Source organism: Kluyvera huaxiensis, assembly GCF_040149365.1.
Lineage (GTDB): Bacteria > Pseudomonadota > Gammaproteobacteria > Enterobacterales > Enterobacteriaceae > Kluyvera > Kluyvera intermedia_A.
Genome location: NZ_JBEFLV010000008.1, coordinates 100,791 through 124,857, shown reverse-complemented (window position 1 = coordinate 124,857; position 24,067 = coordinate 100,791). Strand labels below are relative to the sequence as shown.

The following is a 24,067-nucleotide window of genomic DNA, read 5'->3' as shown; positions in this document are numbered from 1 at the left end:
GCCATCAGTTAATCTGATGGCGCTTTGTTTATCAGGTGTTTGAGTTTAGCGAGCCAGCCGCAGCTGCTGCAAATTGCCGTCGATGTGTAAATCGGTTTGCAGGCGGGCGATATCCCGGCATAAAAATGCCATTTCCCGATGTTCTTCGAGTTTCTTACGCCACTTCTCGGGTACCTCATCCAAACGCGCATACAGTTCTTCCAGCGTACCAAACTGCACCAACAGCTGGGTGGCACTTTTGGCACCGATGCCTGCTACGCCCGGTACTTTTGAACTGCTTATTCCCGCCAGCCCCCAGAAGTCGGGGAGCTGCTGCGCAAGCACGCCAAATTCCTTCTCAATAAACGGCGAATCCAGCCAGCGCTTTTGAAAATAGTCGCGAATCTGTAGCGTGGGCGACAGTAGTTGGCAGTAGCCTTTGTCAGTGGAAACGATGGTTGCCTGATGCCCCGCTTGAGTCACCTTTACCGCCAGCGTGGCGGCTAAATCATCGGCTTCATTTCCGGTTGAAACCCAGCATTGCACGCCGCGCTGTTCGAACGCCGTGCGCAGGGCGGGCATTTCCGCATGTAGCTCGTCAGGCATGGGCGAGCGCCCAGCTTTATAGTCCGGAAGTCGCTGGTGTCGCCAGCCGCTGTTGCGGGCTTCATCGTCGAATACCGCCACCGCATGCGTCGGCTGACTGTGAACAATCAGCAGATCTAACGCGTGCTGGCAGGTCTCCACGCAGGGCGAACCCTGGACGGCGTGAATACGGCGGATTAAGTTTAGCGCGTCAACGATGAGCAAATGAACGGCCACGCTGTGTTCTCCTTAACTGAACGGATGCTAAGGGTAACATTCACGGCCTGGTGAGGCTATTGATGGGGGATAAAACGGGAAGAGGCCTCGCAAAACGAGGCCTCTGGGGGAGTACTTAGTCGCAGGAGACTTTCATCGCTAAACCGCCGCGAGATGTTTCGCGGTATTTAGCGTTCATGTCTTTGCCGGTTTCGTACATGGTTTCGATAACTTTATCGAGGCAGACGCGCGGCTCGCTGGTGCGGCGCAGCGCCATACGTGCCGCGTTCACCGCTTTTACGGAAGCGATCGCGTTACGTTCGATACACGGTACCTGAACCTGACCGGCTACCGGGTCGCAGGTCAGACCGAGGTTGTGTTCCATGCCAATTTCCGCAGCGATACAGACCTGTGCCGGGCTGCCGCCCAGAAGCTCAGCCAGACCGGCTGCAGCCATCGAGCAGGCGACGCCGACTTCACCCTGACAGCCGACTTCTGCGCCAGAGATAGAGGCGTTCATCTTGTACAGTGAGCCAATAGCGCTGGCAACCAGCATATAGCGTGCCAGTGAGTTGGCATTCACTTCACGGATAAACTTGTCGTAGTAGGCCAGTACCGCTGGAACGATACCGCAGGCACCGTTGGTTGGTGCGGTAACAACGCGTCCGCCAGCGGCGTTTTCTTCGTTGACCGCCAGCGCGAACATGTTGATCCAGTCAACCACCGCCATCGGGTCGCTGTTCACTTTGTCCTGGCTAACCAGCATACGACGCAGCGCGGCGGCACGGCGCGGTACGCGCAGTTTGCCCGGCAGTACGCCTTCGGTGGTGGTACCGTGATCGATACCCCCTTTCATCACTGCCCAGACGTCGGCGAAGTGCTTTTCCAGCTCTTCTTTGCTGTGCAGTGCGAGTTCGTTTTGCATCATCAGGCCAGACAGCGACAGCCCGGTTTCCTGACAATGGCGCTGCAGATCTGCGGCGTTTTTGTACGGATACGGTACGGCTACCGGCGCTTCAGACTGCTGACCAAAGTGCTCTTCATCGACAATAAAGCCACCGCCGATGGAATAATAGGTTTTGCTGTAAACCGCTTTGTCGCCCGCCAGCGCGGTGATGCGCATGCCGTTTTCGTGCAGAGACAGGTTGTCAGTATGGAAGTTCATGCACTGGTCAACCGGGAATTCTACTTCGTGCTGACCGTTAGCCAGCAGCAGACGACCGTGGGTGTTCACATCCTGGATAAACGCCGGGATGGCATCGATATCGACCGTATCCGGCAGGTTTCCTGCCAGACCCATAATGATGGCGATATCGGTATGGTGACCTTTACCGGTCAAAGAGAGTGAGCCGTAAACATCGACGACTACGCGAGTGATATCAGTGAGGATCCCACGCGCAATCAAGTCGTCCGTGAATTGTTTGCCTGCTTTCATTGGCCCGACGGTGTGTGAGCTGGAAGGACCAATGCCGATTTTGAAAATATCGAATACGCTAATCATGAGGCGTCCATTGTATAACGAGGTGCGCCGCCCGAGGGCGGCGCAGGGGATTAACTAAACAGAGAGTAGGAGATTGCGGAGATAGCGATAAGACCCATCAGGACAACGAAGACGTTGCTGATGTGACCGCTGTATTTACGCATTGCCGGTACTTTCTGAATTGCATACATCGGCATCAGGAACAGAATCATCGCGATGATTGGGCCGCCCAGGGTCTCAATCATACCGAGGATGCTTGGGTTCAGCGTCGCCACGATCCAGGTGGTGACCAGCATGAACACTGCAGTGATTTTGTTCAGCTTGTTGATTTCGATAGTTTTGCCTTTGCCACGCAGAGACTTGATAACCATCCCGTTAAAGCCTTCACGAGCGCCCAGGTAGTGGCCGAGGAAGGATTTGGTGATAGCGATAATCGCGATGATTGGTGCCATCCATGCGATAACCGGCGCGTTAAAGTGGTTCGCCAGGTAAGACAGGATAGAGATGTTCTGCTCTTTCGCCGCTGCCAGGTCTGCTGGAGACAGGCTCAGTACGCAGCTGAAGACGAAGAACATTACGGTCAGTACCATCATGATGTGAGCGCGAGCCAGAATGGAGGAGCATTTTTTCTCTGCGCCCTGGCCGTACTCTTCACGCTTAGCAACCGCGAAGGAAGAGATGATTGGTGAGTGGTTGAAGGAGAACACCATCACTGGGATTGCTAGCCACAGAGTCATCCACAGACCTTTACCGGTAGAGGCTGCGCTGCTAAAGGACAGCGTTTCCAGCGCCGCACCGCTCCACTGAGGAATCAGGTACAGGGCCAGCACCATCAGTGCGATAACAAACGGGAATACCAGAATGCTCATCGCTTTCACAATCATCTGCTCACCGAAGCGAACGATGGTCATCATGCCGACGATCAGAATCAGCGACAGAAGCGCACGTGGTGGCGGCGTCATATGCAGCTGGTGCGCCAGGAAGCTTTCAACGGTATTGGTGATTGCTACGCTGTAAACCAACAGAATTGGGTAGATAGCGAAGAAGTAGAGCAGGGTAATCAGTTTACCTGCGCCAACGCCGAAGTGTTCTTCAACAACTTCAGTGATGTCTTCGCCCGGGTTTTTGCCGGACAGCACGAAGCGGGTCAGACCGCGGTGTGCAAAGAAGGTCATCGGGAACGCGAGGATAGCCATAATGATAAGCGGGATCATACCGCCTACGCCGGCGTTAATCGGCAGGAACAGTACGCCTGCACCGATTGCAGTGCCGTAAAGACCCAGCATCCACATTGTATCTGTCTTGCGCCATCCGCTAGCAGATTCTGCTGTGACGATAGTGCTGGTTTGAGTGTTTTCCATCTGTATCTCCTGGAGGAAGGAAAAGTGCTAATTTTTTAGTCAAATAAAATAAAAATAACGATAAACACAATATTAAATTTCGTATGCGTTGGTTTTTTTATGATTTTTACCCAACGCCGTTTTTGGCGAGCGCAAATGTACATTTAACTGGTAAATGTATCAGTGATCATGATCGCAAATGTAATAATCCACTTTTGATGTGAGTTATTGCAGGTCTTTACCCTGTGATTAGCTTTTACACGAAAATTTATGGTCGCGAAGGCTAGCATTCGCAGTATGAGCGGTAAATGGGGAAGGGGGTAAATACGATGTTTTTGCTGATAAAAATGGAGAAAGCGGCGTTTTTTAGCGCCTAATCATAACTATCACTGATAATGTGCGGTGAGTCATTGTACGCAAACGATTGGCTACGGTGAATGAAAGTGGATTTTTTTCGGTATGTTTTGGAAATCCCGGCGAAGAATATCGCCGGGAAGGGAGTGAAAAACGCTAAGCGTGCTGCTTAGGCACAGATTTCGTAGCAAGGAATGTAGGCGGAACCCGGTAATTTCATGCGGTGCTGGGCTACGAAGCCCTGCAAAAGTTCGTCCATCCGGCGCATCATCTCTTTATCGCCGTGAATTTTATAAGGCCCGAACTCTTCAATAGCACGAATCCCCATCTCTTTTACGTTGCCTGCCACAATACCAGAGAAGGCGCGGCGCAGATCGGCGGCCAGTACTTCGACCGGCTGGTCTGGATAGAGCTTCAGATTTGCCATGTTTTCGTGCGACGGTTCAAACGGCATCTGCAGATCGGGCGCAATCCGAATCGACCAGTTGAAACTGTACGCATCCCCGGTATCACGGCGGTTCTCTTTCACCAGCGGCATGGCTTTTTTCATCTGCCGCGCCACTTCCACTTCATCATCAATGATGATTTTGTAGTGACGACGTGCGCCTTCGCCCAGCGTATGTACCACGAACTCATCCAGTACGCGGAAGTAGTCGGCGCTCTCTTTCGGGCCGGTAAGAATGAGCGGCAGTACCTGGTCTTTATTCGCCGGGTTCATCAAAATACCCAGCAGGTACAGCAGCTCCTCCGCCGTGCCCACGCCGCCTGGGAAGATGATAATACCGTGGGCAATACGTACGAACGCTTCCAGACGCTTTTCGATGTCTGGCATGATGATAAGTTCGTTTACCAGCGGGTTAGGCGGCTCAGCGGCAATGATGGAGGGTTCGGTCATGCCGATAAAACGGCCTTCTTTGTAGCGCTGCTGCGCGTGGCCGACCGCCGCTCCCTTCATTGGCGCTTCCATCGCTCCTGGACCACAGCCGGTGCAGATATTTAGCTCACGTAAACCTAGCTGATTCCCGACGCGACGGGCGTACAGGTATTCGTTTTCGTTGATCGAGTGGCCACCCCAGCACACCACCATGCTCGGTGCTTCACCAACGTGCAGCGCGCGGGCGTTACGCAGGATCGAGAACACGAGGTTGGTGATATGGGTCGAGCTTTCTAAATCGAGATTCGGGAAACGGACAGAATTATGGATTTGTCCGTAAACAAACAGGATATCGCGCAGGACGGCAAACAGGTTGGCCTGCAGCGAGCGAATGATGCGACCGTCAACGAAAGCCTCTTCCGGCGGATTGATCAATTCAAGTTTGACGCCGCGCTCGCGGCGCAGCACGTTGATATCAAAACTTTCAAAGCGGGATAGCAGCTCTTTGCTGTTATCGGTCAGGCTGCCTGAATTCAGTACGGCCAATGAACAGTTGCGGAACAGTTGGTACAAGTCACTGCTGGCCGTGCGCTTAAGCATGTCCACTTCCAGCTGTGACAACATATCCATCGAGCCTAGCGGGCTAATATGTGTAATCAAGGGAACTCCTTACGGGACGAAAATCGTCTTCCTTAATGATTACAATAGCCTCGCAGGCCCGGTTACGACAACCTCAGGCGCGGAACAATGTGCGCAATATTGAGAAATTGTTCAGATTACTGGCGTACCAGACGTCCAATGGCCGGAACGAAATCGGTATTGGAACGCCACGGGTTAATGTCCAGCCCCCCGCGACGGGTGTAGCGCGCATAAACGCTTAGGCTTTCCGGCGCGCAGAAACGCAGAATGTCATTGAAGATGCGCTCGACGCACTGTTCGTGGAATTCGTTGTGGTGGCGGAAAGAGACTAAATAGCGCAGCAGCTTTTCGCGGTCGATTTGTGGACCACGATACTGAATTTGCACCGAACCCCAGTCTGGCTGGTGGGTTATCAGGCAGTTGGATTTCAGCAGATGGCTGACCAGCGTTTCCTGCACCACTTTCTTACCGGCGGCACCGTCGAGATAGTCGGCATTGAATTGATAGCTCTCAATTTCAATGTCCTGGTTGTCGATGCAGCTCCCGTGGAAGTGGGCAATTGGCTGGCCTTCGACTTCGTCGAGGCGATACAGCGCGACGGTTACTTTGCCCTGCGCGCAGGCGCTGAGATCGCGCTCCAGCGTCTCCTGTACCGCTTCCCAGTTGGCAAAGCGCGTCTGGTTAAAGCTGTTGAGATAGAGCTTAAAGCTTTTTGACTCGACGAGATTCACCGTTTCATGGCTTAACTCGACGTGGCCTACGGCAACCTGCGGCAACCCTTTGGCGTTGAGCCAGGAGAGTTCGTACAACGTCCAGATATCGGCGCCATGGAAAGGCAGCGAGTCGGCATGCAGGCCAAGTGGATCGCGGTTTAAGCTACGCGGCACGCCCTGAAGCAGGCTGGCGTCATAGACATCGCGGTAATCTGTGGTTTTACCCAGCGTCAGGCCAGAGAGGGCCTGATGGTTCTCATAAGAAGACATGTTTCACCGTTATAAAGCAGGTACACTATGGTATCTAGTGTATCCTGGCTAACCTGAAGAGAGAAATTCGTGGATCAGCAGACTGCAGAAGCATTACATGCCTTTACCCAACGCTATTGCGATGCGTGGCAGCGCGACCACAATAGCCTGCCACGCAGCGAGGAGCTCTATGGCATCCCGTCGCCGTGTCAGGTATCGACCACTGATGACGCAGTATTCTGGCAGCCGCAGCCGTTCGACGGCGAGCAAAATGTAAATGGCGTTGAGCGAGCTATGGGTATCGTGGTACAACAACCCATTCACAGTTATTATACCACCCAGTATGCGGGTGATATGCAAGCGCTGTTCATGGGGGAAACCCTAACGTTGCTGCAGGCATGGAGCCCCGACGATTTCTTACGTGTACAGGAAAACCTGATTGGTCATCTGGTTACGCAGAAACGTCTGAAGCTTTCACCAACTCTATTTATTGCGACGCTGGACAGTGAACTGGACGTGATTTCCGTGTGTAACGTGACCGGCGAAGTGGTCAAAGAGACCCTCGGAACGCGTAAACGCCTGCCGCTAGCCTCCTCCCTTGCGAGTTTCCTGACTCAACTTCATCCAATTCTGTAAGACAGTTTGCCCATCACTTTGTGAGAGATCTCTTACACGCATTGTAAGAGATCGCCAGAATGTGAGTAGGATACTCATCCCTTAAGTTTGCTTAATTTTTTATATATCAACAGGCTAGCGTTTTATTTTGCTGATTTCTTATCGTGTAAGCCTTAAGTGTTTTCCTGAGAGCCACTTGTAAGACGAGGCGGAATAGGGGATTCTATCTACGTCGACAGGGAGTCGCACAATGAAGTGAACATCAGGATGATGACACTTCATAGGACACACCGGGAAGGTGATACAAGGAAAGGCTTCAGGATGAAGCGCAGGATCACGCAGGAACGCGTTAAAGGACACCTCCAGGACGGAGAATGAGAGCCAGACAGGATATCTGGTGGATCAGGAAGATCGGGACACACTCAAGGATTGGGTGAAATCACATCGGGGTGGTGTGATGCAGGAAGCAGCCGTTTATGGACGAACAGGTCAGGAGACCATAGGAAAAGTTGTCACGGACGAGCAGGGAGCACCAAAAGTAGCTGGATTGCTGCGAAACGAACCGGGAGCACTGTTTTTACAGTGCTCCCTTTTTTTTGTTCCTCGCCAGCCACTAATGGTATCCTGCGCCCGATTTTGTTTCCTCTGAGGTTTCCATGACACGCCACGACAGCCTACGCGACCAACTCCTGCTTATTGAAACCCTGCTTCGTCAGCATCAGCACTGGCAAGAAACCGCGCCGCATGACAGCGCTTTCGCCAGCGATCAACCTTTTTGCATGGATACGCTGGAGCCGCTCGAGTGGCTGCAATGGGTACTGATCCCGCGTATGCATCAGTTGCTGGATAGCGGAATGCCGCTGCCGAAAGATTTTGCCATCGCGCCATACTATGAAATGGCGCTCGACGCTGCTCATCCGCTGCGCGAGATTATCCTGCCTCCGCTGAGTGAACTGGATACCTTCTTCGCGGGCGACGCGAGCTGATGCTGGAAATTATTTATCAGGATGAATGGCTGGTAGCAGTCAACAAGCCTTCCGGTTGGTTGGTTCATCGCAGCTGGCTCGATCGCGATGAGAAAGTGGTGGTGATGCAGACCGTGCGCGATCAAATTGGTCAGCATGTCTTTACCGCCCATCGGCTCGACAGGCCCACTTCCGGCGTACTGCTGATGGGGCTTTCCAGCGAAGCGGGCCGCCGTTTGTCCCAGCAGTTTGAGCAGCATCTGATTCAAAAGCGCTATCACGCGATTGTACGTGGCTGGCTGACCGATGAAGCCGTGCTCGACTACCCGTTAGTGGAAGAGCTGGATAAAATCGCCGATAAGTTTGCTCGCGAGAATAAAGATCCGCAGCCCGCGGTGACCCACTATCGCGGCCTGGCGACGGTCGAAATGCCGGTGGCCACCGGACGTTATCCGACCACGCGCTATGGGCTGGTGGAGCTGGATCCGAAAACGGGCCGTAAGCATCAGCTGCGCCGCCATATGTCTCATCTTCGTCACCCAATGATCGGCGACAGCAAGCACGGTGATTTGCGCCAAAACCGCAGTGCACTTGAGCATTTTGGCTGTAATCGACTGATGCTGCATGCTAGCCAGCTGTCGCTAACCCATCCGTTTACCGGCGAACCGTTGGTCATTCGTGCCGGGCTGGATGATGTCTGGATGCAGGCTTTATCACATTTCGGCTGGCGCGGACTTCTCCCTGAGAATGAAAGGGTTGAGTTTGTCGCCGACTGCGGTCAGGATGAAGCTATCCAGAAGTAAACAGGGAGTTAAATCATGGCAGAAGTCGGGATTTTTGTAGGCACCATGTACGGTAATTCGCTACTGGTGGCGGAAGAAGCGGAAACCATCCTTACCGGTCTGGGCCATCAGGCAAAGGTCTTTGAAGACCCTATGGTGGCTGATTGGGAAAGTTACACCGGGAAGTACGTTCTGGTTGTGACCTCTACAACCGGACAGGGCGATTTACCTGACAGCATAGTGCCGCTGTTTAACGACCTCCAGGATATGTACCAGCCGCATCTGCGCTACGGCATTATTGCACTGGGAGACAGTTCCTACGCTAATTTCTGCGGCGGCGGTAAACGATTTGATGCGCTGCTACAAGAACAGAGCGCGCAGCGCATTGGCGATATGCTGATGATTGACGCCTCTGAAGACCCGGAACCGGAAAGCGTCTCTAATCCGTGGGTTGAGCAGTGGGCAACATTGCTTAAATAAAAATTATCCGCCTGTCACCGGTACAACAGGTTTGTACCGGTTGCTATTTGTTTGTTAGCCACATCCATCAACAATAATCTCTTTCAATATTGTGCATGTGCACGATGAGCTGCCCTCCATTGCTTCTTATACTGCTTCTAGCCGACGGGCCAGGGCACTGAAGACGTTCGCCCGCCTGCGGCAATCGTTTCAGTTAATAAGGATCACGCGATGACTATTCACTCTTCAACGCCCGTCGTGACGGCCATGCAGGTTATTCCGGTCGCCGGACGTGACAGTATGCTGATGAACTTAAGCGGAGCCCATGCGCCTTTTTTCACCCGTAATATTGTGATTATTAAAGATAATGCGGGTCATACGGGCGTGGGGGAAATTCCCGGCGGAGAGAAAATACGCGCCACGCTTGAAGAGGCCGTTCCCTTTGTGGTCGGAAAATCGCTCGGTCATTATAAAAACGTGCTGAATACGATACGCACGGCGTTTGCCGACAGAGATGCCAGCGGTCGCGGGCTGCAAACGTTCGACCTGCGTACCACGATTCACGTAGTGACCGGTATTGAAGCGGCTATGCTCGATCTGCTGGGGCAGCATCTGGGCGTGAACGTGGCTTCTTTGCTGGGCGAAGGCCAGCAGCGCAGTGAGGTCGAAATGTTGGGTTACTTGTTCTTCGTGGGTAATCGCCAGGCGACGCCGCTGCCATATCAGAGTCAACCTAATGAGAGCTGCGACTGGTATCGTCTGCGTCACGAAGAGGCAATGACGCCGGATGCGGTGGTACGTCTGGCGGAAGCGGCATATGAAAAATATGGCTTCAACGATTTCAAACTCAAAGGTGGGGTTCTGGCCGGAGATGAAGAGGCCGAGTCTATTGTGGCGTTGGCGAAACGCTTCCCTCAAGCCCGAGTTACGCTTGATCCAAACGGTGCGTGGTCGCTGGATGAGGCGATCAAAATCGGCAAATACCTGAAAGGATCGTTGGCCTATGCGGAAGATCCGTGCGGCGCAGAGCAAGGCTTCTCCGGGCGTGAAGTGATGGCGGAATTCCGCCGGGCGACAGGGCTGCCGACCGCAACGAATATGATTGCTACCGACTGGCGTCAGATGGGACATACGCTGGCGCTACAGTCGGTGGATATTCCGCTGGCCGATCCGCACTTCTGGACGATGCAGGGTTCCGTTCGCGTGGCGCAAATGTGTCATGAATTTGGTCTGACCTGGGGCTCTCACTCCAACAACCACTTTGATATTTCGCTGGCGATGTTCACTCACGTTGCGGCCGCCGCACCGGGTAAAATCACCGCTATCGATACCCACTGGATTTGGCAGGAGGGTAATCAACGCCTGACCAAAGAACCGTTCGAGATTAAAGGTGGGATGGTGCAGGTGCCGAATAAACCGGGGTTGGGTGTGGAACTGGATATGGACCAGCTTATGCTAGCCAATGAACTGTATAAAAAATATGGTCTTGGTGCGCGTGACGATGCGATGAGTATGCAGTATCTGATCCCAAACTGGACGTTTGACAATAAACGTCCGTGCATGGTGCGCTAAAATTAATGCCGGTTCCGCAAGGAGCCGGCAGAGTTCTGCACATCATGGTGTGCAGAACTCTGCCGCCAACCCGCTTAAGGACAGCCTATGAAAATTGTTATTGCCCCGGATTCTTACAAGGAAAGCCTGAGCGCGGCTGATGTCGCCAGCGCCATTGAATCAGGGTTTCGGGAGATTTATCCCGATGCCGAGTATGTAAAACTGCCGGTAGCCGATGGCGGCGAAGGAACGGTAGATGCAATGGTCGCGGCGACCCAGGGGCGGGTGATTTCGGTTAATGTGACCGGCCCGTTGGGGGAACCTGTGGCTGGGTTTTACGGTGTGTCGGGCGACGAACGGTGTGCGTTTATTGAAATGGCGGCGGCAAGTGGGCTGGAACTCTTATCCCCGGAGCAACGTAACCCTCTAAAAACCACCTCATGGGGCACGGGGGAGCTGATTCATCATGCGCTCGATCTGGGCGTGAAGCGCATAATCATCGGTTTGGGCGGCAGTGCTACCAATGATGGTGGGGCGGGGATGGTTCAGGCGCTGGGGGCAAAACTGCTGACGGCAGATAATCAGCAAATCCCGTACGGCGGGGCTGGACTGGAAACGCTGGCAAAGATTGATATCAGCGAGCTGGATAGCCGTCTGGCGCACTGCCAGATTGATGTGGCCTGCGATGTGACAAATCCGCTAACCGGCGCGGAAGGCGCGTCGGCGGTGTTTGCTCCGCAGAAAGGGGCGACGGCGGAAATGGTCGTGCAGCTTGACGGCGCGCTGGCGCATTATGCCCGGCGTATTGAGCAGGATTTAGCGATTAATGTGCTGACGCTGGAAGGCGGCGGCGCGGCAGGCGGAATGGGCGCGGCGCTGTACGCCTTCTGCGGGGCAACGCTGCGACCGGGTATTGATATCGTGACCGAAGCGCTGCATCTGGATGCGCTGGTGGCGGATGCCTCTCTGGTAATAACCGGTGAAGGTCGGATGGATAGCCAGACGATTCACGGTAAAGTGCCGGTGGGCGTGGCGCGAGTCGCCAAACGCTATCACATTCCCGTCATCGGTATTGCCGGCAGCCTGACGGCAGATGTTGGTGTAGTGCATCAGCATGGGGTGGATGCGGTGTTTAGCGTTCTCTATCGCATTTGTTCGCTAAATGACGCCTTAGCCCAGGCGGGGGACAACGTGCGTATGGCAGCACGCAATATTGCTGCGGTGGTGAAGATAGGGCAAACGCTGTAGGATTTTCTGGCCGGACGGAGGTTTTGCCCGTTCCGGCCTATATTCTGTCGCCTGGAATACTGTCTACCCCAGTATCTTGCGGGTTTCCCGGGTGACATTATCCATCTCATCCAGCAGTTCCAGCAGCTCTGGTTCCAGATCCTCCGCCGGGGTACCGCTACGCAGCTGTCCCTCAATCAACTGACACAAATGTTTTAACCGCGGTACGCCGCTGTAGCCGCAGCTACCGTGCAGTTTATGAATGGCATCGGCCAGATTTTCTGGTTCTTCACCTACCAGTTGCTCTTCCACTTTGTTGCGGATCTCCGGCAAGAAAGCGACCAGCATTTGCAGCATTTCGCGCGCCAGGTCAGGCTTATAGGCGGCCTGGCGCAGCGCCAGCTGCCAGTCGAGCGTAGCGTTAAGATCAACCGGTGGTTCTATTGGTTCAGGCTCAGAAGGACGTGGCGGAGTATTAACGCCGGGTTTATAGCGCAGCAGTAAATCGTGTAACCGGCTCTCTTCAATCGGCTTGGCCAGATAGTCGTTCATCCCCGCGGCCAGCAGTTTCTCTCTTTGTTCAGCGAGAGCGTGAGCGGTTACGGCTATTACCGGCGTTTGTTGCTGATGCGGAAGCTGACGAATCAGCTCGCAGGCGCGTATGCCGTCGATATCCGGCATCTGAATATCCATCAAAATCAGATCAAACTTCATCTGTTTTGCACATTCAATTGCCTGTTGACCACTTTCACACAGTTCAACGTGCTGCACCTGATCGTCCAGCAATGCGCCAATGAGCTTGAGGTTAGCAGGGTTGTCATCAACCGCCATGACCGTCATCGGCAGGCGATGTTCGATGTTGGGCAGGGTAATTAATGACGGCGCACTGCGGCTGAACTCTAACAGCACCGGCAGCAGTCGGGTGATCGTCAGCGGTTTCAGCAGACAGGCCGCTGCGCCGTTTTTCTTCAGTGATTCAGCATAGACATGGGCGTGGCACGGCAGTGCCAGCACCAGAAGTTCAGTCATCCCCAATGCGGCGTTTAGCTTTTCCTGGTGCATGCTGAGGTCGCGCATCGAGACCGGGACGGCTACCAGCACAATGTCGTAAAACTCGACGGGAAGGGCGGCAATACTGACTGCGTAAACGACATCCAGCGGTGTAGAAGCCAGCATATCCAGCGTGGCCTGAGCCGCCGCTGCGTTGGCTTCCACATAGGCGATGCGCTTGCCTTTCAGGCTACTGGTATCCGGCCCGTCGGACACCACGTTGGGGTTCAGATCGAGATTGATATTAAACCAGAAGGTTGAGCCCCGATTTGGCTGGCTGTGGAAGGAGATATCGCCGCCCATTTCGCGCACCAGTTTTTGGGTGATAACCAGCCCCAGCCCGGTACCTCCGTGGCGGCGGGAAATGCTGGCATCAGCCTGACGGAAGGCCTGGAACAGGCGAGATTGATCGCGCTCAGGAATACCAATCCCGGTATCGCGGATCTGTACCTCTATCTGCACTTTGTTATTACTGATCGCCCGTTGTTCAATCAGCACATCAATGTTGCCGTTCTCGGTGAACTTAATGGCGTTGCCCACCAGGTTGGTCACCACCTGCTGCAGGCGCAGCGGATCGCCAATGACGTTATCCGGGACGTCGTTTTTAATGCTAAGCGTTAATTCCAGCCCTTTATCATGGGCCGAGTGCGCAAGCAGCGTCACCACTTCATCAAGGGAATTGCGCAGCGGGAACGGAATGCTTTCCAGCAACAGTTTACCGGCTTCCAGCTTCGAGAAATCGAGGACGTCATTGATGATAGCCAGCAGGTTGTTTGCTGAACGTTCGATGGTACTGAGATGATCACGCTGGGTCGGATTGAGCTCGGTTTTCAGCGTCAGGCGAGTAAAACCAATTACCCCATTAAGCGGCGTACGCAACTCGTGCGACATATTGGCGAGGAACTCGGATTTGATACGCGCGGCTTCCTGAGCGCGCTTTTTGGCGAGATCCAACTCGACGTTTTGGATCTCCATTTGTTCGAGCGTCTCGCGTAAGTCTGACGTCGCCTGATCGACGTTGTGCTGCATCTCTTCGTGGTAGGCGGCCAGCGACATCGCCATCGAGTTAATGCCATTTTTCAGCATATCCAGTTCGCCGAGCATGAAGCCCTCAACGCGGCTATCAAGCTGGCCGCGTCGAATGCGGTCAACGGTGTTGACCATATTGCGTATCGGCCCGGTGACATCTCGCATCAGTCGCCAGCCGAAGATCAGCGCAATACCGATACAGAACAGCATCATGATGCTGGAAATAAAAATCTCTTTGTATTGCTGCAGGCGCACCGACTTGAGATCCAGCTCCAGTGCCACGTAGCCGAGCATATTCACCGGCGTTTTCGCATCCGACTGGGGGGATTCATCCGGTGAGTAATGCTCCGAAATAATCGGCGTTCGCAGGATCATAATATCGCCATGACGCGTCACGCTTAGCCGCCTGGGGAACGGCATCCCACGCGGTAGCTGAAGTTCTCCCGGATCCAACTGGTAGTTTGAGGTGACGAACAGTTTGTTATGTTCATCATAAACGGAAATCGCCCGTACGATATCGGAGTGACGGCGATGCAATACGCTTATCAACTGACCAATCGATTCACGATTTTGTAAATTCATACCGTATTCGCTGGAGACGGCAAGCGGCTCAATGATGCTGGCGCCGGCGTCTTCCAGTTGACGCTGCAGGTCGTTGTAGCGGTGTACGACGAAGAAGATGCTGAGCAGCAAACCGATTAACACGGTGGGTGCCAGGATCAAAATCATCATTCTTGCACGAAGGCTGTAGTTGGTCATGGAGGTCCGTTGTGGGAGAATCAGGGCAATATATTTGATTGAGAAAAATCTCTACGATGGCGCAATTCTACTCTGCAAAACGGCGCGTGACGACGCGTCAGATCATAACCGTGACAGTCAACGATCTTGATCCCTTCGGGCAAGGTGTGGCGCGCCACAACGGTAAAGCATTATTCATCAATGGGTTACTTCCGGAAGAAAGCGCGGAAATCACCATCACGGAAGATAAAAAACAGTACGCGCGCGGGCAGGTTAAACGCCGTTTGAGCAGCAGTTCAGAGCGCGAAACCCCGCGTTGCCCGCATTTTGGCGTTTGCGGCGGCTGCCAGCAACAGCATGCCTCGGTTGCACTGCAACAGCGCAGTAAACGTTCGGCGCTGAATCGTTTAATGAAGCATGAAGTTGACGCGGTGATTGCCGGTGAACCCTGGGGATACCGTCGTCGTGCGCGGCTGAGCTTGAATTATCAGCCAAAAACCCAACAATTGCAGATGGGTTTTCGCAAAGCCAATTCGAACGAAATCATCGATGTGGTGCAGTGCCCCATTTTGGTGCCCGATCTTGAGGCGCTTTTGCCGGCGATACGCGAATGTTTGACCAGCCTGAAAGGCAAGCGTCAGTTGGGCCACGTGGAGTTAGTGAGCGCCGACAACGGTCCGTTGATGGTGTTGCGCCACACTGCGGCATTAACCGTCGAGGATAAAGAAAAACTGGAACGCTTTTCGCATTCTTCGGGCGTTGCGCTTTATCTGGCGCCGGAAAGCGAGATACTTGAACGCGTTACGGGTGAATCCCCCTGGTATTCCTCAGACGGGCTACGCTTAACCTTCAGTCCGCGCGATTTTATTCAGGTCAATGACGGCGTCAATCAGCAGATGGTGACTACCGCGCTGGCGTGGCTGGATGTCCAGCCAACTGACCGGGTGCTCGATCTGTTTTGTGGGATGGGTAACTTCACGCTGCCGCTCGCGAAACGGGCTGCCAGCGTTGTGGGTGTTGAAGGTGTGCCGGCGCTGGTGGCGAAAGGCCGTGAAAACGCCGTGCAGAACCATCTCCAGAATGTCACTTTCTTCCACGAGAATCTGGAAGAGGACGTCACGCTGCAGGATTGGGCGAAGCACGGTTTTGACAAAGTTTTACTCGATCCTGCCCGTGCTGGCGCGCCGGGCGTGATGCAGCATGTTATAAAATTAGCGCCGACGCGGGTGGTGTATGTGTCCTGTAACCCGGCAACACTGGCGCGTGACAGCGAAGCATTGCTGAGTGCAGGGTACCAAATTCAGCGTCTGGCAATGCTTGATATGTTCCCGCACACTGGGCACCAGGAATCGATGGTGCTGTTTGAGCGTAAGTAATAACTTGGCTTGCCGACTTCGGCAGGCCTGTCCCTGAAAGGAGAGGACAATGGTTGCGGTAAGAAGTGCACATTTAAATAAAGCTGGCGAATTTGACCCACAGAAATGGATCACCAGTCTGGGAATTTCCAGCCAGCAGTCGTGTGAGCGCTTAGCCGAAACCTGGGATTATTGTCGTCGCCAGACCGTGGGGCGTGCTGATGCCGAATTGATGCTGTGGCGCGGCGTGGAGATGGTCGAAATCCTGTCAACGCTGAGCATGGATAACGATACGCTGCGCGCGGCGCTGCTGTTTCCGTTAGTCGATGCTAACGTGGTGAGCGAAGAGGTGCTGAGTGAAAGCGCCGGGCAGTCGGTCGTCACCCTTATTCACGGCGTGCGTGACATGGCTGCTATTCGTCAGCTTAAAGCTACGCATACCGATGCCGTCTCTTCTGAGCAGGTGGACAACGTACGGCGGATGCTGCTGGCCATGGTCGACGACTTCCGCTGCGTGGTTATCAAACTTGCCGAACGTATCGCCCATCTGCGCGAAGTGAAAGATGCGCCGGAAGATGAACGCGTACTGGCGGCCAAAGAATGTACCAACATCTATGCGCCGCTCGCCAACCGTCTGGGCATCGGCCAGCTCAAATGGGAGCTGGAAGATTACTGCTTCCGCTATCTGCATCCGGCAGAGTACAAGCGTATTGCCAAACTGCTGCACGAACGCCGAATTGACCGCGAATCCTACATCAACGATTTTGTTGGCCATCTGCGCAGTGAAATGAAAACCGAAGGGGTGAAAGCCGAAGTTTACGGTCGACCAAAACACATCTACAGCATCTGGCGCAAAATGCAGAAAAAGCACCTCGCTTTTGATGAGCTGTTTGATGTGCGAGCAGTGCGCATTGTGGCCGAGCGTTTACAGGACTGCTACGCCGCGCTTGGGATAGTACATACTCACTATCGCCACCTGCCGGATGAGTTCGACGACTACGTTGCGAACCCTAAACCAAACGGCTACCAGTCTATCCACACCGTGGTGCTGGGGCCGAACGGCAAAACGATTGAAATCCAGATCCGCACCAAACAGATGCATGAGGACGCCGAACTGGGCGTTGCCGCGCACTGGAAATACAAAGAAGGCACCGCCACGGGGCTGCGTTCAGGCTATGAAGACCGTATCGCCTGGCTGCGTAAGCTTATCGCGTGGCAGGAAGAGATGGCGGACTCTGGCGAAATGCTGGATGAAGTACGTAGCCAGGTCTTCGACGACCGGGTGTATGTGTTTACGCCAAAAGGCGATGTGGTTGATTTGCCAGCGGGCTCCACGCCGCTGGATTTTGCCTACCACATTCACAGCGACGTTGGGCATCGTTGCATTGGGGCGAAGATTGGCGGGCGTATCGTACCGTTCACCTACCAGCTGCAGATGGGCGATCAGATTGAAATCATCACCCAGAAACAGCCGAACCCTAGCCGCGATTGGTTAAACCCGAACCTGGGTTATGTCACGACCAGCCGTGGGCGCTCGAAAATTCATGCCTGGTTCCGCAAGCAGGACAAAGACAAGAACGTGCTGGCTGGGCGTCAAATTCTCGACGATGAGCTGGAGCACCTGGGCATCAGTCTCAAGGAAGCGGAAAAACACCTGCTGCCACGTTACAACTTCAATGAAGTTGAGGAGCTGCTGGCGGCCATCGGCGGCGGCGATATTCGTCTCAACCAGATGGTTAACTTCCTGCAGGCACAGTTTAACAAGCCAAGCGCCGCCGAACAGGATGCCGCAGCGCTCAAACAGCTGCAGCAGAAAAGTTACACGCCGCAGAACAATCGCAGCAAAGATAACGGCCGCGTGGTGGTCGAAGGGGTCGGTAACCTGATGCACCATATCGCGCGCTGCTGCCAGCCTATTCCGGGTGATGAAATTGTCGGTTTTATCACCCAGGGACGCGGTATTTCGGTGCACCGGGCGGACTGCGACCAGCTTGCGGAGCTGCAATCACATGCGCCGGAACGTATCGTGGATGCGGTCTGGGGTGAAAGCTACTCGGCGGGCTACTCGCTGGTGGTTCGTGTCCAGGCGAACGATCGCAGCGGGCTGTTGCGCGACATCACCACTATCCTCGCCAACGAGAAGGTGAACGTGCTGGGCGTGGCCAGCCGCAGCGATACCCGGCAGCAGATGGCGACAATCGATATGACTATCGAAATCTACAACCTACAGGTGCTGGGCCGTGTGCTTGGCAAGCTGAATCAGGTGCCTGACGTTATCGACGCTCGTCGTCTGCACGGCGGTTAATCTCAATATCGTAGGTCGGGTAAGGCGTAGCCGTCACCCGACAATTTCCCCGGCAGCGCGCTGCTTGCCGGGACTACGCCTCCATTTCAACAGGATGTAACCATGAATCAAATCGACCGACTGCTCGGGATTATGCAGCGCCTGCGTGACCCGGAAAACGGCTGCCCGTGGGACAAAGAGCAGACGTTTAGCTCCATCGCGCCTTACACCCTCGAAGAAACTTACGAAGTGCTCGATGCCATTGCGCGTGAGGATTTTGACGATCTGCGCGGTGAGCTTGGCGACCTGCTGTTCCAGGTGGTGTTTTACGCGCAGATGGCCCAGGAAGAAGGGCGCTTCGATTTTAACGATATCTGTGCCGCCATCAGCGACAAGCTGGAACGCCGTCATCCGCATATCTTTGGTGATGCCAGCGCCAGGAATAGTCAGGAAGTCCTGACGCGCTGGGAGCAGATTAAAACCGTCGAGCGCGCGGAAAAAGCGCAGCATTCGGCGCTGGATGACATTCCCCGTGCTTTCCCTGCGCTAATGCGGGCGCACAAAATCCAGAAGCGCTGCTCGGCCGTTGGCTTTGACTGGACAACGCTGGGGCCGGTACTCGACAAAGTGTACGAAGAAATTGATGAAGTTATGGACGAAGCCAGGCAGGCAGTGATTGATGAAGCTAAACTGGAGGAGGAGGTTGGTGACCTGCTGTTCGCGACGGTCAATTTATCGCGTCATTTAGGGGTAAAAGCCGAGACCGCATTACAAAAGGCCAATGAAAAATTTGAGCGTCGTTTCCGCGAAGTTGAACGGATTGTCGCCGCGCGGGGCCTGGAAATGACCGGTGTAGACCTGGATGTCATGGAAGAAGTTTGGCAGCAGGTAAAACGGCAGGAATCTGATCTCTAAAGAATTTTTGTGGGGAAGGGCGAAAAGTGCGAAATCTTAAATGACAAGCGCTTGATTTACGTCAAAAACATTTACCCAAAAGGGGCTATTTTCTCACTCCCCATGTTTGTTTCTGCGGCGATTGAGGAGCGAGAATGAAAGTTTGTGGCGCTCGCCATGTTCGGGTATACTACTTTCCCGTCTTGGTTATTCCATCGTTTCACCCTAACTTCTCAGGTCCAGCATGACAACGAACTATATTTTTGTGACCGGCGGGGTCGTATCCTCTCTGGGTAAAGGCATTGCCGCAGCATCCCTGGCAGCCATTCTTGAAGCCCGTGGCCTCAACGTGACCATGATGAAACTGGATCCGTATATTAACGTCGATCCTGGCACCATGAGCCCGATCCAACACGGGGAAGTGTTCGTTACTGAAGACGGCGCTGAAACCGACCTGGACCTGGGTCACTATGAGCGCTTCATCCGCACCAAAATGACTCGCCGCAATAACTTCACTACCGGTCGTATTTACTCGGAAGTCCTACGCAAAGAGCGCCGTGGCGACTATCTGGGCGCGACGGTACAGGTTATTCCGCACATCACTAACGCGATTAAAGAGCGCGTACTGGCCGGTGGCGAAGGTCACGACGTGGTGCTGGTTGAAATCGGCGGCACCGTCGGTGATATCGAATCCTTACCATTCCTTGAAGCTATTCGCCAACTGGCGGTAGATATCGGTCGTGAACACGCGCTGTTCATGCACCTGACCCTGGTGCCTTATCTGGCAGCGGCTGGTGAAGTCAAAACTAAACCGACTCAGCACTCTGTAAAAGAGCTGCTGTCTATCGGTATTCAGCCTGACATCCTGGTTTGCCGCTCCGACCGTGCGATTCCGGCCAACGAACGTGCAAAAATTGCATTGTTCTGTAACGTGCCAGAAAAAGCCGTTATTTCGATGAAAGATGTCGATTCCATTTATAAAATTCCAGGCCTGTTGAAATCTCAGGGTCTGGACGATTATATTTGTAAACGATTCAGCTTGAACTGCCCGGAAGCAAACCTGGCCGAATGGGAACAGGTTATCTACGAAGAAGCAAACCCGGCAGGTGAAGTCACCATTGGTATGGTCGGCAAGTACATTGAACTGCCAGATGCCTACAAATCGGTGATTGAAGCGCTGAAACACGGTGGCCTGAAAAACCGCGTAACCGTAAACATCAAGCTGATTGACTCGCAGGATGTGGAAACGCGTGGTGTCGAAATTCTGAAAGATTTGGATGCTATCCTGATCCCTGGCGGCTTCGGCTACCGTGGTGTTGAAGGTAAAATCGCTACCGCACGCTATGCGCGTGAAAACAAAATTCCTTATCTGGGCATCTGCCTGGGTATGCAGGTTGCGCTGATTGAGTTTGCGCGCAACGTTGCGGGGATGGACAACGCCAACTCGACGGAATTTGTGCCAGACTGTAAGTACCCGGTTGTGGCGCTCATTACTGAATGGCGTGATGAAGAAGGCAATGTCGAAGTTCGTACTGATAAAAGCGACCTCGGCGGCACAATGCGCCTCGGCGCGCAGCAGTGCCAGCTTGGCGATGACAGCCTGGTACGCCAGCTGTACGGCGAACCAACCATTGTTGAACGTCACCGTCACCGCTATGAAGTCAACAACATGTTGTTGAAACCTATTGAAGCTGCAGGTCTGCGCGTTGCGGGCCGTTCCGGTGATGATCAGTTGGTCGAGATCATCGAAGTACCGAATCACCCGTGGTTCGTTGCTTGTCAGTTCCATCCGGAGTTTACTTCCACGCCGCGTGATGGGCACCCGCTGTTTGCTGGCTTTGTGAAAGCCGCTGGCGAGTACCAGAAGCGTCAAGCGAAGTAAGAAAAGTTAGAACGGCAGCGCCCCATGAGGGGCGTTGTTTGTCTGGAGTTTTAGTTTAACTTGTACTGAGGAAAACCTAATGTCCAAAATCGTTAAAATCATCGGTCGTGAAATCATCGACTCCCGTGGTAACCCGACTGTTGAAGCAGAAGTTCACCTGGAAGGTGGTTTCGTCGGTATGGCAGCAGCCCCGTCAGGTGCTTCTACTGGTTCCCGTGAAGCACTGGAACTGCGCGATGGTGACAAATCCCGTTTCATGGGTAAAGGCGTACTGAAAGCAGTTGGCGCGGTAAACGGCCCAATTGCTCAGGCTCTGCTGGGTAAAGACGCGAAAGACCAGGCCGGCATCGACAAGATCATGATCGACCTGGACGGTACTGAAAACAAATCCAACTTCGGTGCTAACGCCATTCTGGCTGTGTCCCTGGCTAACGCCAAAGCAGCAGCAGCTGCCAAAGGCCTGCCACTGTACGCACACATCGCTGAACTGAACGGTACTCCGGGCAAATACTCCATGCCGGTTCCGATGATGAACATCATCAACGGCGGTGAGCACGCTGACAACAACGTCGACATCCAGGAATTTATGATTCAGCCAGTTGGCGCTAAATCCCTGAAAGAAGCCGTACGTATGGGTTCCGAAGTGTTCCACAACCTGGCTAAAGTTCTGAAAGCTAAAGGTATGAACACTGCAGTTGGTGACGAAGGTGGCTATGCGCCAAACCTGGGTTCCAACGCTGAAGCTCTGGCTGTTATCGCTGAAGCTGTTAAAGCTGCTGGTTACACCCTGGGCACGGACATCACTCTGGCGATGGACTGTGCAGCATCTGAATTCTACAAAGACGGTAAATACGTTCTGGCTGGCGAAGGCAACAAAGCTTTCACCTCCGAAGAATTCACTCACTTCCTGGAAGACCTGACCAAACAGTACCCAATCGTCTCCATCGAAGATGGCCTGGACGAATCTGACTGGGATGGTTTCGCATACCAGACCAAAGTACTGGGCGACAAAATCCAGCTGGTTGGTGACGATCTGTTCGTAACCAACACCAAGATCCTGAAAGAAGGCATCGAAAAAGGCATCGTTAACTCCATCCTGATCAAATTCAACCAGATCGGTTCCCTGACCGAAACTCTGGCTGCGATCAAAATGGCGAAAGACGCTGGCTACACCGCTGTCATCTCTCACCGTTCTGGCGAAACTGAAGACGCTACCATCGCTGACCTGGCTGTTGGTACCGCTGCAGGCCAGATCAAAACTGGTTCTATGAGCCGTTCTGACCGCGTTGCTAAATACAACCAGCTGATTCGTATCGAAGAAGCTCTGGGTGAACACGCTCCGTACAACGGTCGCAAAGAGATCAAAGGTCAGGCATAAGCCTGCTCTTTCTCTGATGTGAAAATGCCAGCCCTCGGGCTGGCATTTTTTTTATTTAAAATCGACGGCCATCTGCTGTGGAATCGACAGCCCACGAGTGGTCTGCACGCAGCGACCAATGTAGTCGGTAAAGCGAGGCGGCTTGGGCATTCCCATGCTCAGTAGCTTATCATTGCTAAAGCGGACGTTGAGCGTGGCAAACGCGCCGTACAGGCGCATGGCTTTGAGCATCAACCGCTCGTTGCAGGGGCCAAAAATGGTTTTCAGCTCGCGGCGCATTTTTACCAGCGTTTCATAGCTCACCTGCGCATATTTATCACCAACCGGCGCCTGCTCCAGCGCAGCGGCCATGGCATTGTCGATATCACCAAACCTGACGCTGTTTTCTTCCCCGGCGGAAATATGCACCACTTCCCCCCGAGCGATGGGGGCGTTAAGCAGCATCAACAGCGCGCTGGCACAGTAATCCACTGGAATGACATCGATCCGGTCTTCCATGGAGCACATGAATTTTTGCAGCATCAGCCCCATGCTGAAAACCCAAAAAATACTGCTGGAGGGCTGGCAACCGTGGTGAGTATGACCCACCACAATCGATGGCCGAGCAATCACCAGCGGCAGCGTCGGGCAGCGTTGTCGCATCAACTGCTCAATGGTGGATTTGGAGTGGGTGTACTCGACAAGATGCTCTGCGCGTTCGCGAAGTACCGCATTTTCTGCCACCAGAGTATCTGGCTGTGGCGAGCAGGACATTGCCGTACCGACGTGTAAAAAGCGCTGTAGCCCATCTACCTTCGCCATTCGCTGGGCAAACAGCAGCGTGCCTTCGACATTCACTTTCCAGATCAGTGGATTATTGCCAAATGAGGCCACGGCTGCGCAATTAAGTACATGAGTGACCTGCTCGAGGCGTGGGTCAGTCAGAAAGTCTTCTGGAGAGGCCAGATCGCCGAGCAGGATATTCTGTGTGCCTAATTGCGCCAGTTTAGCCTCATCGACGTTGAATTTACGCATGTTCTCCTTAACCCGCTTAACCGCAGCGTCACCGTCATGTGCGCGTACTAATAGCAGCAGGTTAACGCCATCCATGCTATTGATGATTTCTTCCAGCACCGCTCCACCCAGAAAACCGGTAACGCCTGTGATTAATAATGTATTCATGAGTATTTTCTCATCATGGTTGGTTTGCGGATTCTAGGATGAGAAAAGTAAACGGCGATTAAATAAATAGCGGGAGATTTAAGGGGAGTCTTAAGCTTATTTTAAGATTGGCTTGTTATCTGGATTACATTCGACAGTTAATTATCTCAAAAGATTCAATGTAAATTTATATCGTTGTTTTTATTGATTTTTACAATCTTTATTGTTATTTCAAAAGTGTAAAAACAAACATTCTTTGTTACATCAAAGACATTGGGTTTTCGTTTTT

Annotated in this window: 18 protein-coding genes; 11 read left to right on the top strand and 7 right to left on the bottom strand. The window is 53.5% G+C overall.

Annotated elements, in window-relative coordinates; translation table 11 throughout:
• Positions 1-45 precede the first annotated feature (45 nt).
• The 5 genes from xni to queF all read right to left on the bottom strand — a co-directional run bounded on the left by xni (position 46) and on the right by queF (position 6,450).
• Positions 46-801, bottom strand: a complete 756-nt coding sequence (xni, locus tag ABOC97_RS10590; RefSeq protein ID WP_349597256.1) for a flap endonuclease Xni — start codon at positions 799-801, stop codon at positions 46-48.
• Between the two features lie 115 nt (positions 802-916).
• The gene (locus tag ABOC97_RS10585) at positions 917-2,281 is read right to left on the bottom strand and encodes an L-serine ammonia-lyase (protein ID WP_349597253.1); all 1,365 of its coding nucleotides are present in this window, start codon (positions 2,279-2,281) and stop codon (positions 917-919) included.
• 50 nt (positions 2,282-2,331) lie between these two features.
• A complete protein-coding gene (locus tag ABOC97_RS10580; protein WP_234505370.1) occupies positions 2,332-3,621 on the bottom strand; it encodes an HAAAP family serine/threonine permease in 1,290 nt (429 codons plus the stop codon).
• Positions 3,622-4,123: 502 nt separating this feature from the next.
• Complete coding sequence (gene ppnN, locus ABOC97_RS10575; protein ID WP_349597250.1) at positions 4,124-5,488, bottom strand: nucleotide 5'-monophosphate nucleosidase PpnN; 1,365 nt, start codon at positions 5,486-5,488, stop codon at positions 4,124-4,126.
• A gap of 116 nt (positions 5,489-5,604) precedes the next feature.
• A complete protein-coding gene (gene queF / locus ABOC97_RS10570) occupies positions 5,605-6,450 on the bottom strand; it encodes an NADPH-dependent 7-cyano-7-deazaguanine reductase QueF (RefSeq protein ID WP_349597247.1) in 846 nt (281 codons plus the stop codon).
• A 69-nt stretch (positions 6,451-6,519) separates the two neighbouring features.
• Between queF and syd the strand changes: the two genes are divergently transcribed.
• The 6 genes from syd to ABOC97_RS10540 all read left to right on the top strand — a co-directional run bounded on the left by syd (position 6,520) and on the right by ABOC97_RS10540 (position 12,049).
• The gene (gene syd, locus ABOC97_RS10565; RefSeq protein WP_349597244.1) at positions 6,520-7,065 is read left to right on the top strand and encodes a SecY-interacting protein; all 546 of its coding nucleotides are present in this window, start codon (positions 6,520-6,522) and stop codon (positions 7,063-7,065) included.
• Positions 7,066-7,700: 635 nt separating this feature from the next.
• Complete coding sequence (locus tag ABOC97_RS10560; RefSeq protein ID WP_349597242.1) at positions 7,701-8,030, top strand: YqcC family protein; 330 nt, start codon at positions 7,701-7,703, stop codon at positions 8,028-8,030.
• Positions 8,030-8,812, top strand: a complete 783-nt coding sequence (gene truC, locus ABOC97_RS10555; RefSeq protein ID WP_234505361.1) for a tRNA pseudouridine(65) synthase TruC — start codon at positions 8,030-8,032, stop codon at positions 8,810-8,812. Before ABOC97_RS10560 ends, truC begins: the two co-directional genes overlap by 1 nt.
• Before the next feature lie 15 nt (positions 8,813-8,827).
• Positions 8,828-9,271 carry a flavodoxin gene (locus tag ABOC97_RS10550; protein WP_349597238.1) on the top strand — a complete coding sequence of 148 codons (444 nt, stop codon included), beginning with the start codon at positions 8,828-8,830 and terminating at the stop codon, positions 9,269-9,271.
• Positions 9,272-9,481: 210 nt separating this feature from the next.
• Positions 9,482-10,822, top strand: coding sequence for a glucarate dehydratase (gudD, locus tag ABOC97_RS10545; RefSeq protein ID WP_349597235.1), 1,341 nt, complete (start codon positions 9,482-9,484; stop codon positions 10,820-10,822).
• Positions 10,823-10,909: 87 nt separating this feature from the next.
• A complete protein-coding gene (locus tag ABOC97_RS10540; protein WP_349597232.1) occupies positions 10,910-12,049 on the top strand; it encodes a glycerate kinase in 1,140 nt (379 codons plus the stop codon).
• A 63-nt stretch (positions 12,050-12,112) separates the two neighbouring features.
• Here the strand turns inward: ABOC97_RS10540 and barA are convergent, their stop codons facing one another.
• Positions 12,113-14,866 carry a two-component sensor histidine kinase BarA gene (barA, locus tag ABOC97_RS10535; RefSeq protein WP_349597229.1) on the bottom strand — a complete coding sequence of 918 codons (2,754 nt, stop codon included), beginning with the start codon at positions 14,864-14,866 and terminating at the stop codon, positions 12,113-12,115.
• A 56-nt stretch (positions 14,867-14,922) separates the two neighbouring features.
• Between barA and rlmD the strand changes: the two genes are divergently transcribed.
• The 5 genes from rlmD to eno all read left to right on the top strand — a co-directional run bounded on the left by rlmD (position 14,923) and on the right by eno (position 22,638).
• The gene (gene rlmD, locus ABOC97_RS10530) at positions 14,923-16,221 is read left to right on the top strand and encodes a 23S rRNA (uracil(1939)-C(5))-methyltransferase RlmD (protein ID WP_349597226.1); all 1,299 of its coding nucleotides are present in this window, start codon (positions 14,923-14,925) and stop codon (positions 16,219-16,221) included.
• 49 nt (positions 16,222-16,270) lie between these two features.
• Positions 16,271-18,505 (top strand): GTP diphosphokinase, encoded by a 2,235-nt coding sequence (relA, locus tag ABOC97_RS10525; RefSeq protein WP_234505344.1) that lies wholly within the window; start codon positions 16,271-16,273, stop codon positions 18,503-18,505.
• 102 nt (positions 18,506-18,607) lie between these two features.
• Entirely contained in the window at positions 18,608-19,399 is a 792-nt protein-coding gene (gene mazG / locus ABOC97_RS10520; protein ID WP_349597222.1) for a nucleoside triphosphate pyrophosphohydrolase, read from the top strand.
• A gap of 223 nt (positions 19,400-19,622) precedes the next feature.
• The gene (gene pyrG / locus ABOC97_RS10515; protein WP_234505341.1) at positions 19,623-21,260 is read left to right on the top strand and encodes a glutamine hydrolyzing CTP synthase; all 1,638 of its coding nucleotides are present in this window, start codon (positions 19,623-19,625) and stop codon (positions 21,258-21,260) included.
• A gap of 79 nt (positions 21,261-21,339) precedes the next feature.
• The gene (gene eno, locus ABOC97_RS10510) at positions 21,340-22,638 is read left to right on the top strand and encodes a phosphopyruvate hydratase (protein ID WP_052282129.1); all 1,299 of its coding nucleotides are present in this window, start codon (positions 21,340-21,342) and stop codon (positions 22,636-22,638) included.
• 51 nt (positions 22,639-22,689) lie between these two features.
• Here the strand turns inward: eno and ABOC97_RS10505 are convergent, their stop codons facing one another.
• A complete protein-coding gene (locus tag ABOC97_RS10505) occupies positions 22,690-23,799 on the bottom strand; it encodes an SDR family oxidoreductase (protein ID WP_349597219.1) in 1,110 nt (369 codons plus the stop codon).
• Positions 23,800-24,067: the final 268 nt, after the last annotated feature.

What these genes read in the sequence shown, in the direction of transcription:
- ABOC97_RS10585 (WP_349597253.1), bottom strand. Translation starts at nt 2,281, where the DNA reads ATGATTAGCGTATTCGATATTTTCAAAATCGGCATTGGTCCTTCCAGC.
- ABOC97_RS10580 (WP_234505370.1), bottom strand. Translation starts at nt 3,621, where the DNA reads ATGGAAAACACTCAAACCAGCACTATCGTCACAGCAGAATCTGCTAGC.
- queF (WP_349597247.1), bottom strand. Translation starts at nt 6,450, where the DNA reads ATGTCTTCTTATGAGAACCATCAGGCCCTCTCTGGCCTGACGCTGGGT.
- ABOC97_RS10560 (WP_349597242.1), top strand. Translation starts at nt 7,701, where the DNA reads ATGACACGCCACGACAGCCTACGCGACCAACTCCTGCTTATTGAAACC.
- truC (WP_234505361.1), top strand. Translation starts at nt 8,030, where the DNA reads ATGCTGGAAATTATTTATCAGGATGAATGGCTGGTAGCAGTCAACAAG.
- ABOC97_RS10550 (WP_349597238.1), top strand. Translation starts at nt 8,828, where the DNA reads ATGGCAGAAGTCGGGATTTTTGTAGGCACCATGTACGGTAATTCGCTA.
- gudD (WP_349597235.1), top strand. Translation starts at nt 9,482, where the DNA reads ATGACTATTCACTCTTCAACGCCCGTCGTGACGGCCATGCAGGTTATT.
- ABOC97_RS10540 (WP_349597232.1), top strand. Translation starts at nt 10,910, where the DNA reads ATGAAAATTGTTATTGCCCCGGATTCTTACAAGGAAAGCCTGAGCGCG.
- barA (WP_349597229.1), bottom strand. Translation starts at nt 14,866, where the DNA reads ATGACCAACTACAGCCTTCGTGCAAGAATGATGATTTTGATCCTGGCA.
- rlmD (WP_349597226.1), top strand. Translation starts at nt 14,923, where the DNA reads ATGGCGCAATTCTACTCTGCAAAACGGCGCGTGACGACGCGTCAGATC.
- relA (WP_234505344.1), top strand. Translation starts at nt 16,271, where the DNA reads ATGGTTGCGGTAAGAAGTGCACATTTAAATAAAGCTGGCGAATTTGAC.
- mazG (WP_349597222.1), top strand. Translation starts at nt 18,608, where the DNA reads ATGAATCAAATCGACCGACTGCTCGGGATTATGCAGCGCCTGCGTGAC.
- pyrG (WP_234505341.1), top strand. Translation starts at nt 19,623, where the DNA reads ATGACAACGAACTATATTTTTGTGACCGGCGGGGTCGTATCCTCTCTG.
- eno (WP_052282129.1), top strand. Translation starts at nt 21,340, where the DNA reads ATGTCCAAAATCGTTAAAATCATCGGTCGTGAAATCATCGACTCCCGT.
- ABOC97_RS10505 (WP_349597219.1), bottom strand. Translation starts at nt 23,799, where the DNA reads ATGAATACATTATTAATCACAGGCGTTACCGGTTTTCTGGGTGGAGCG.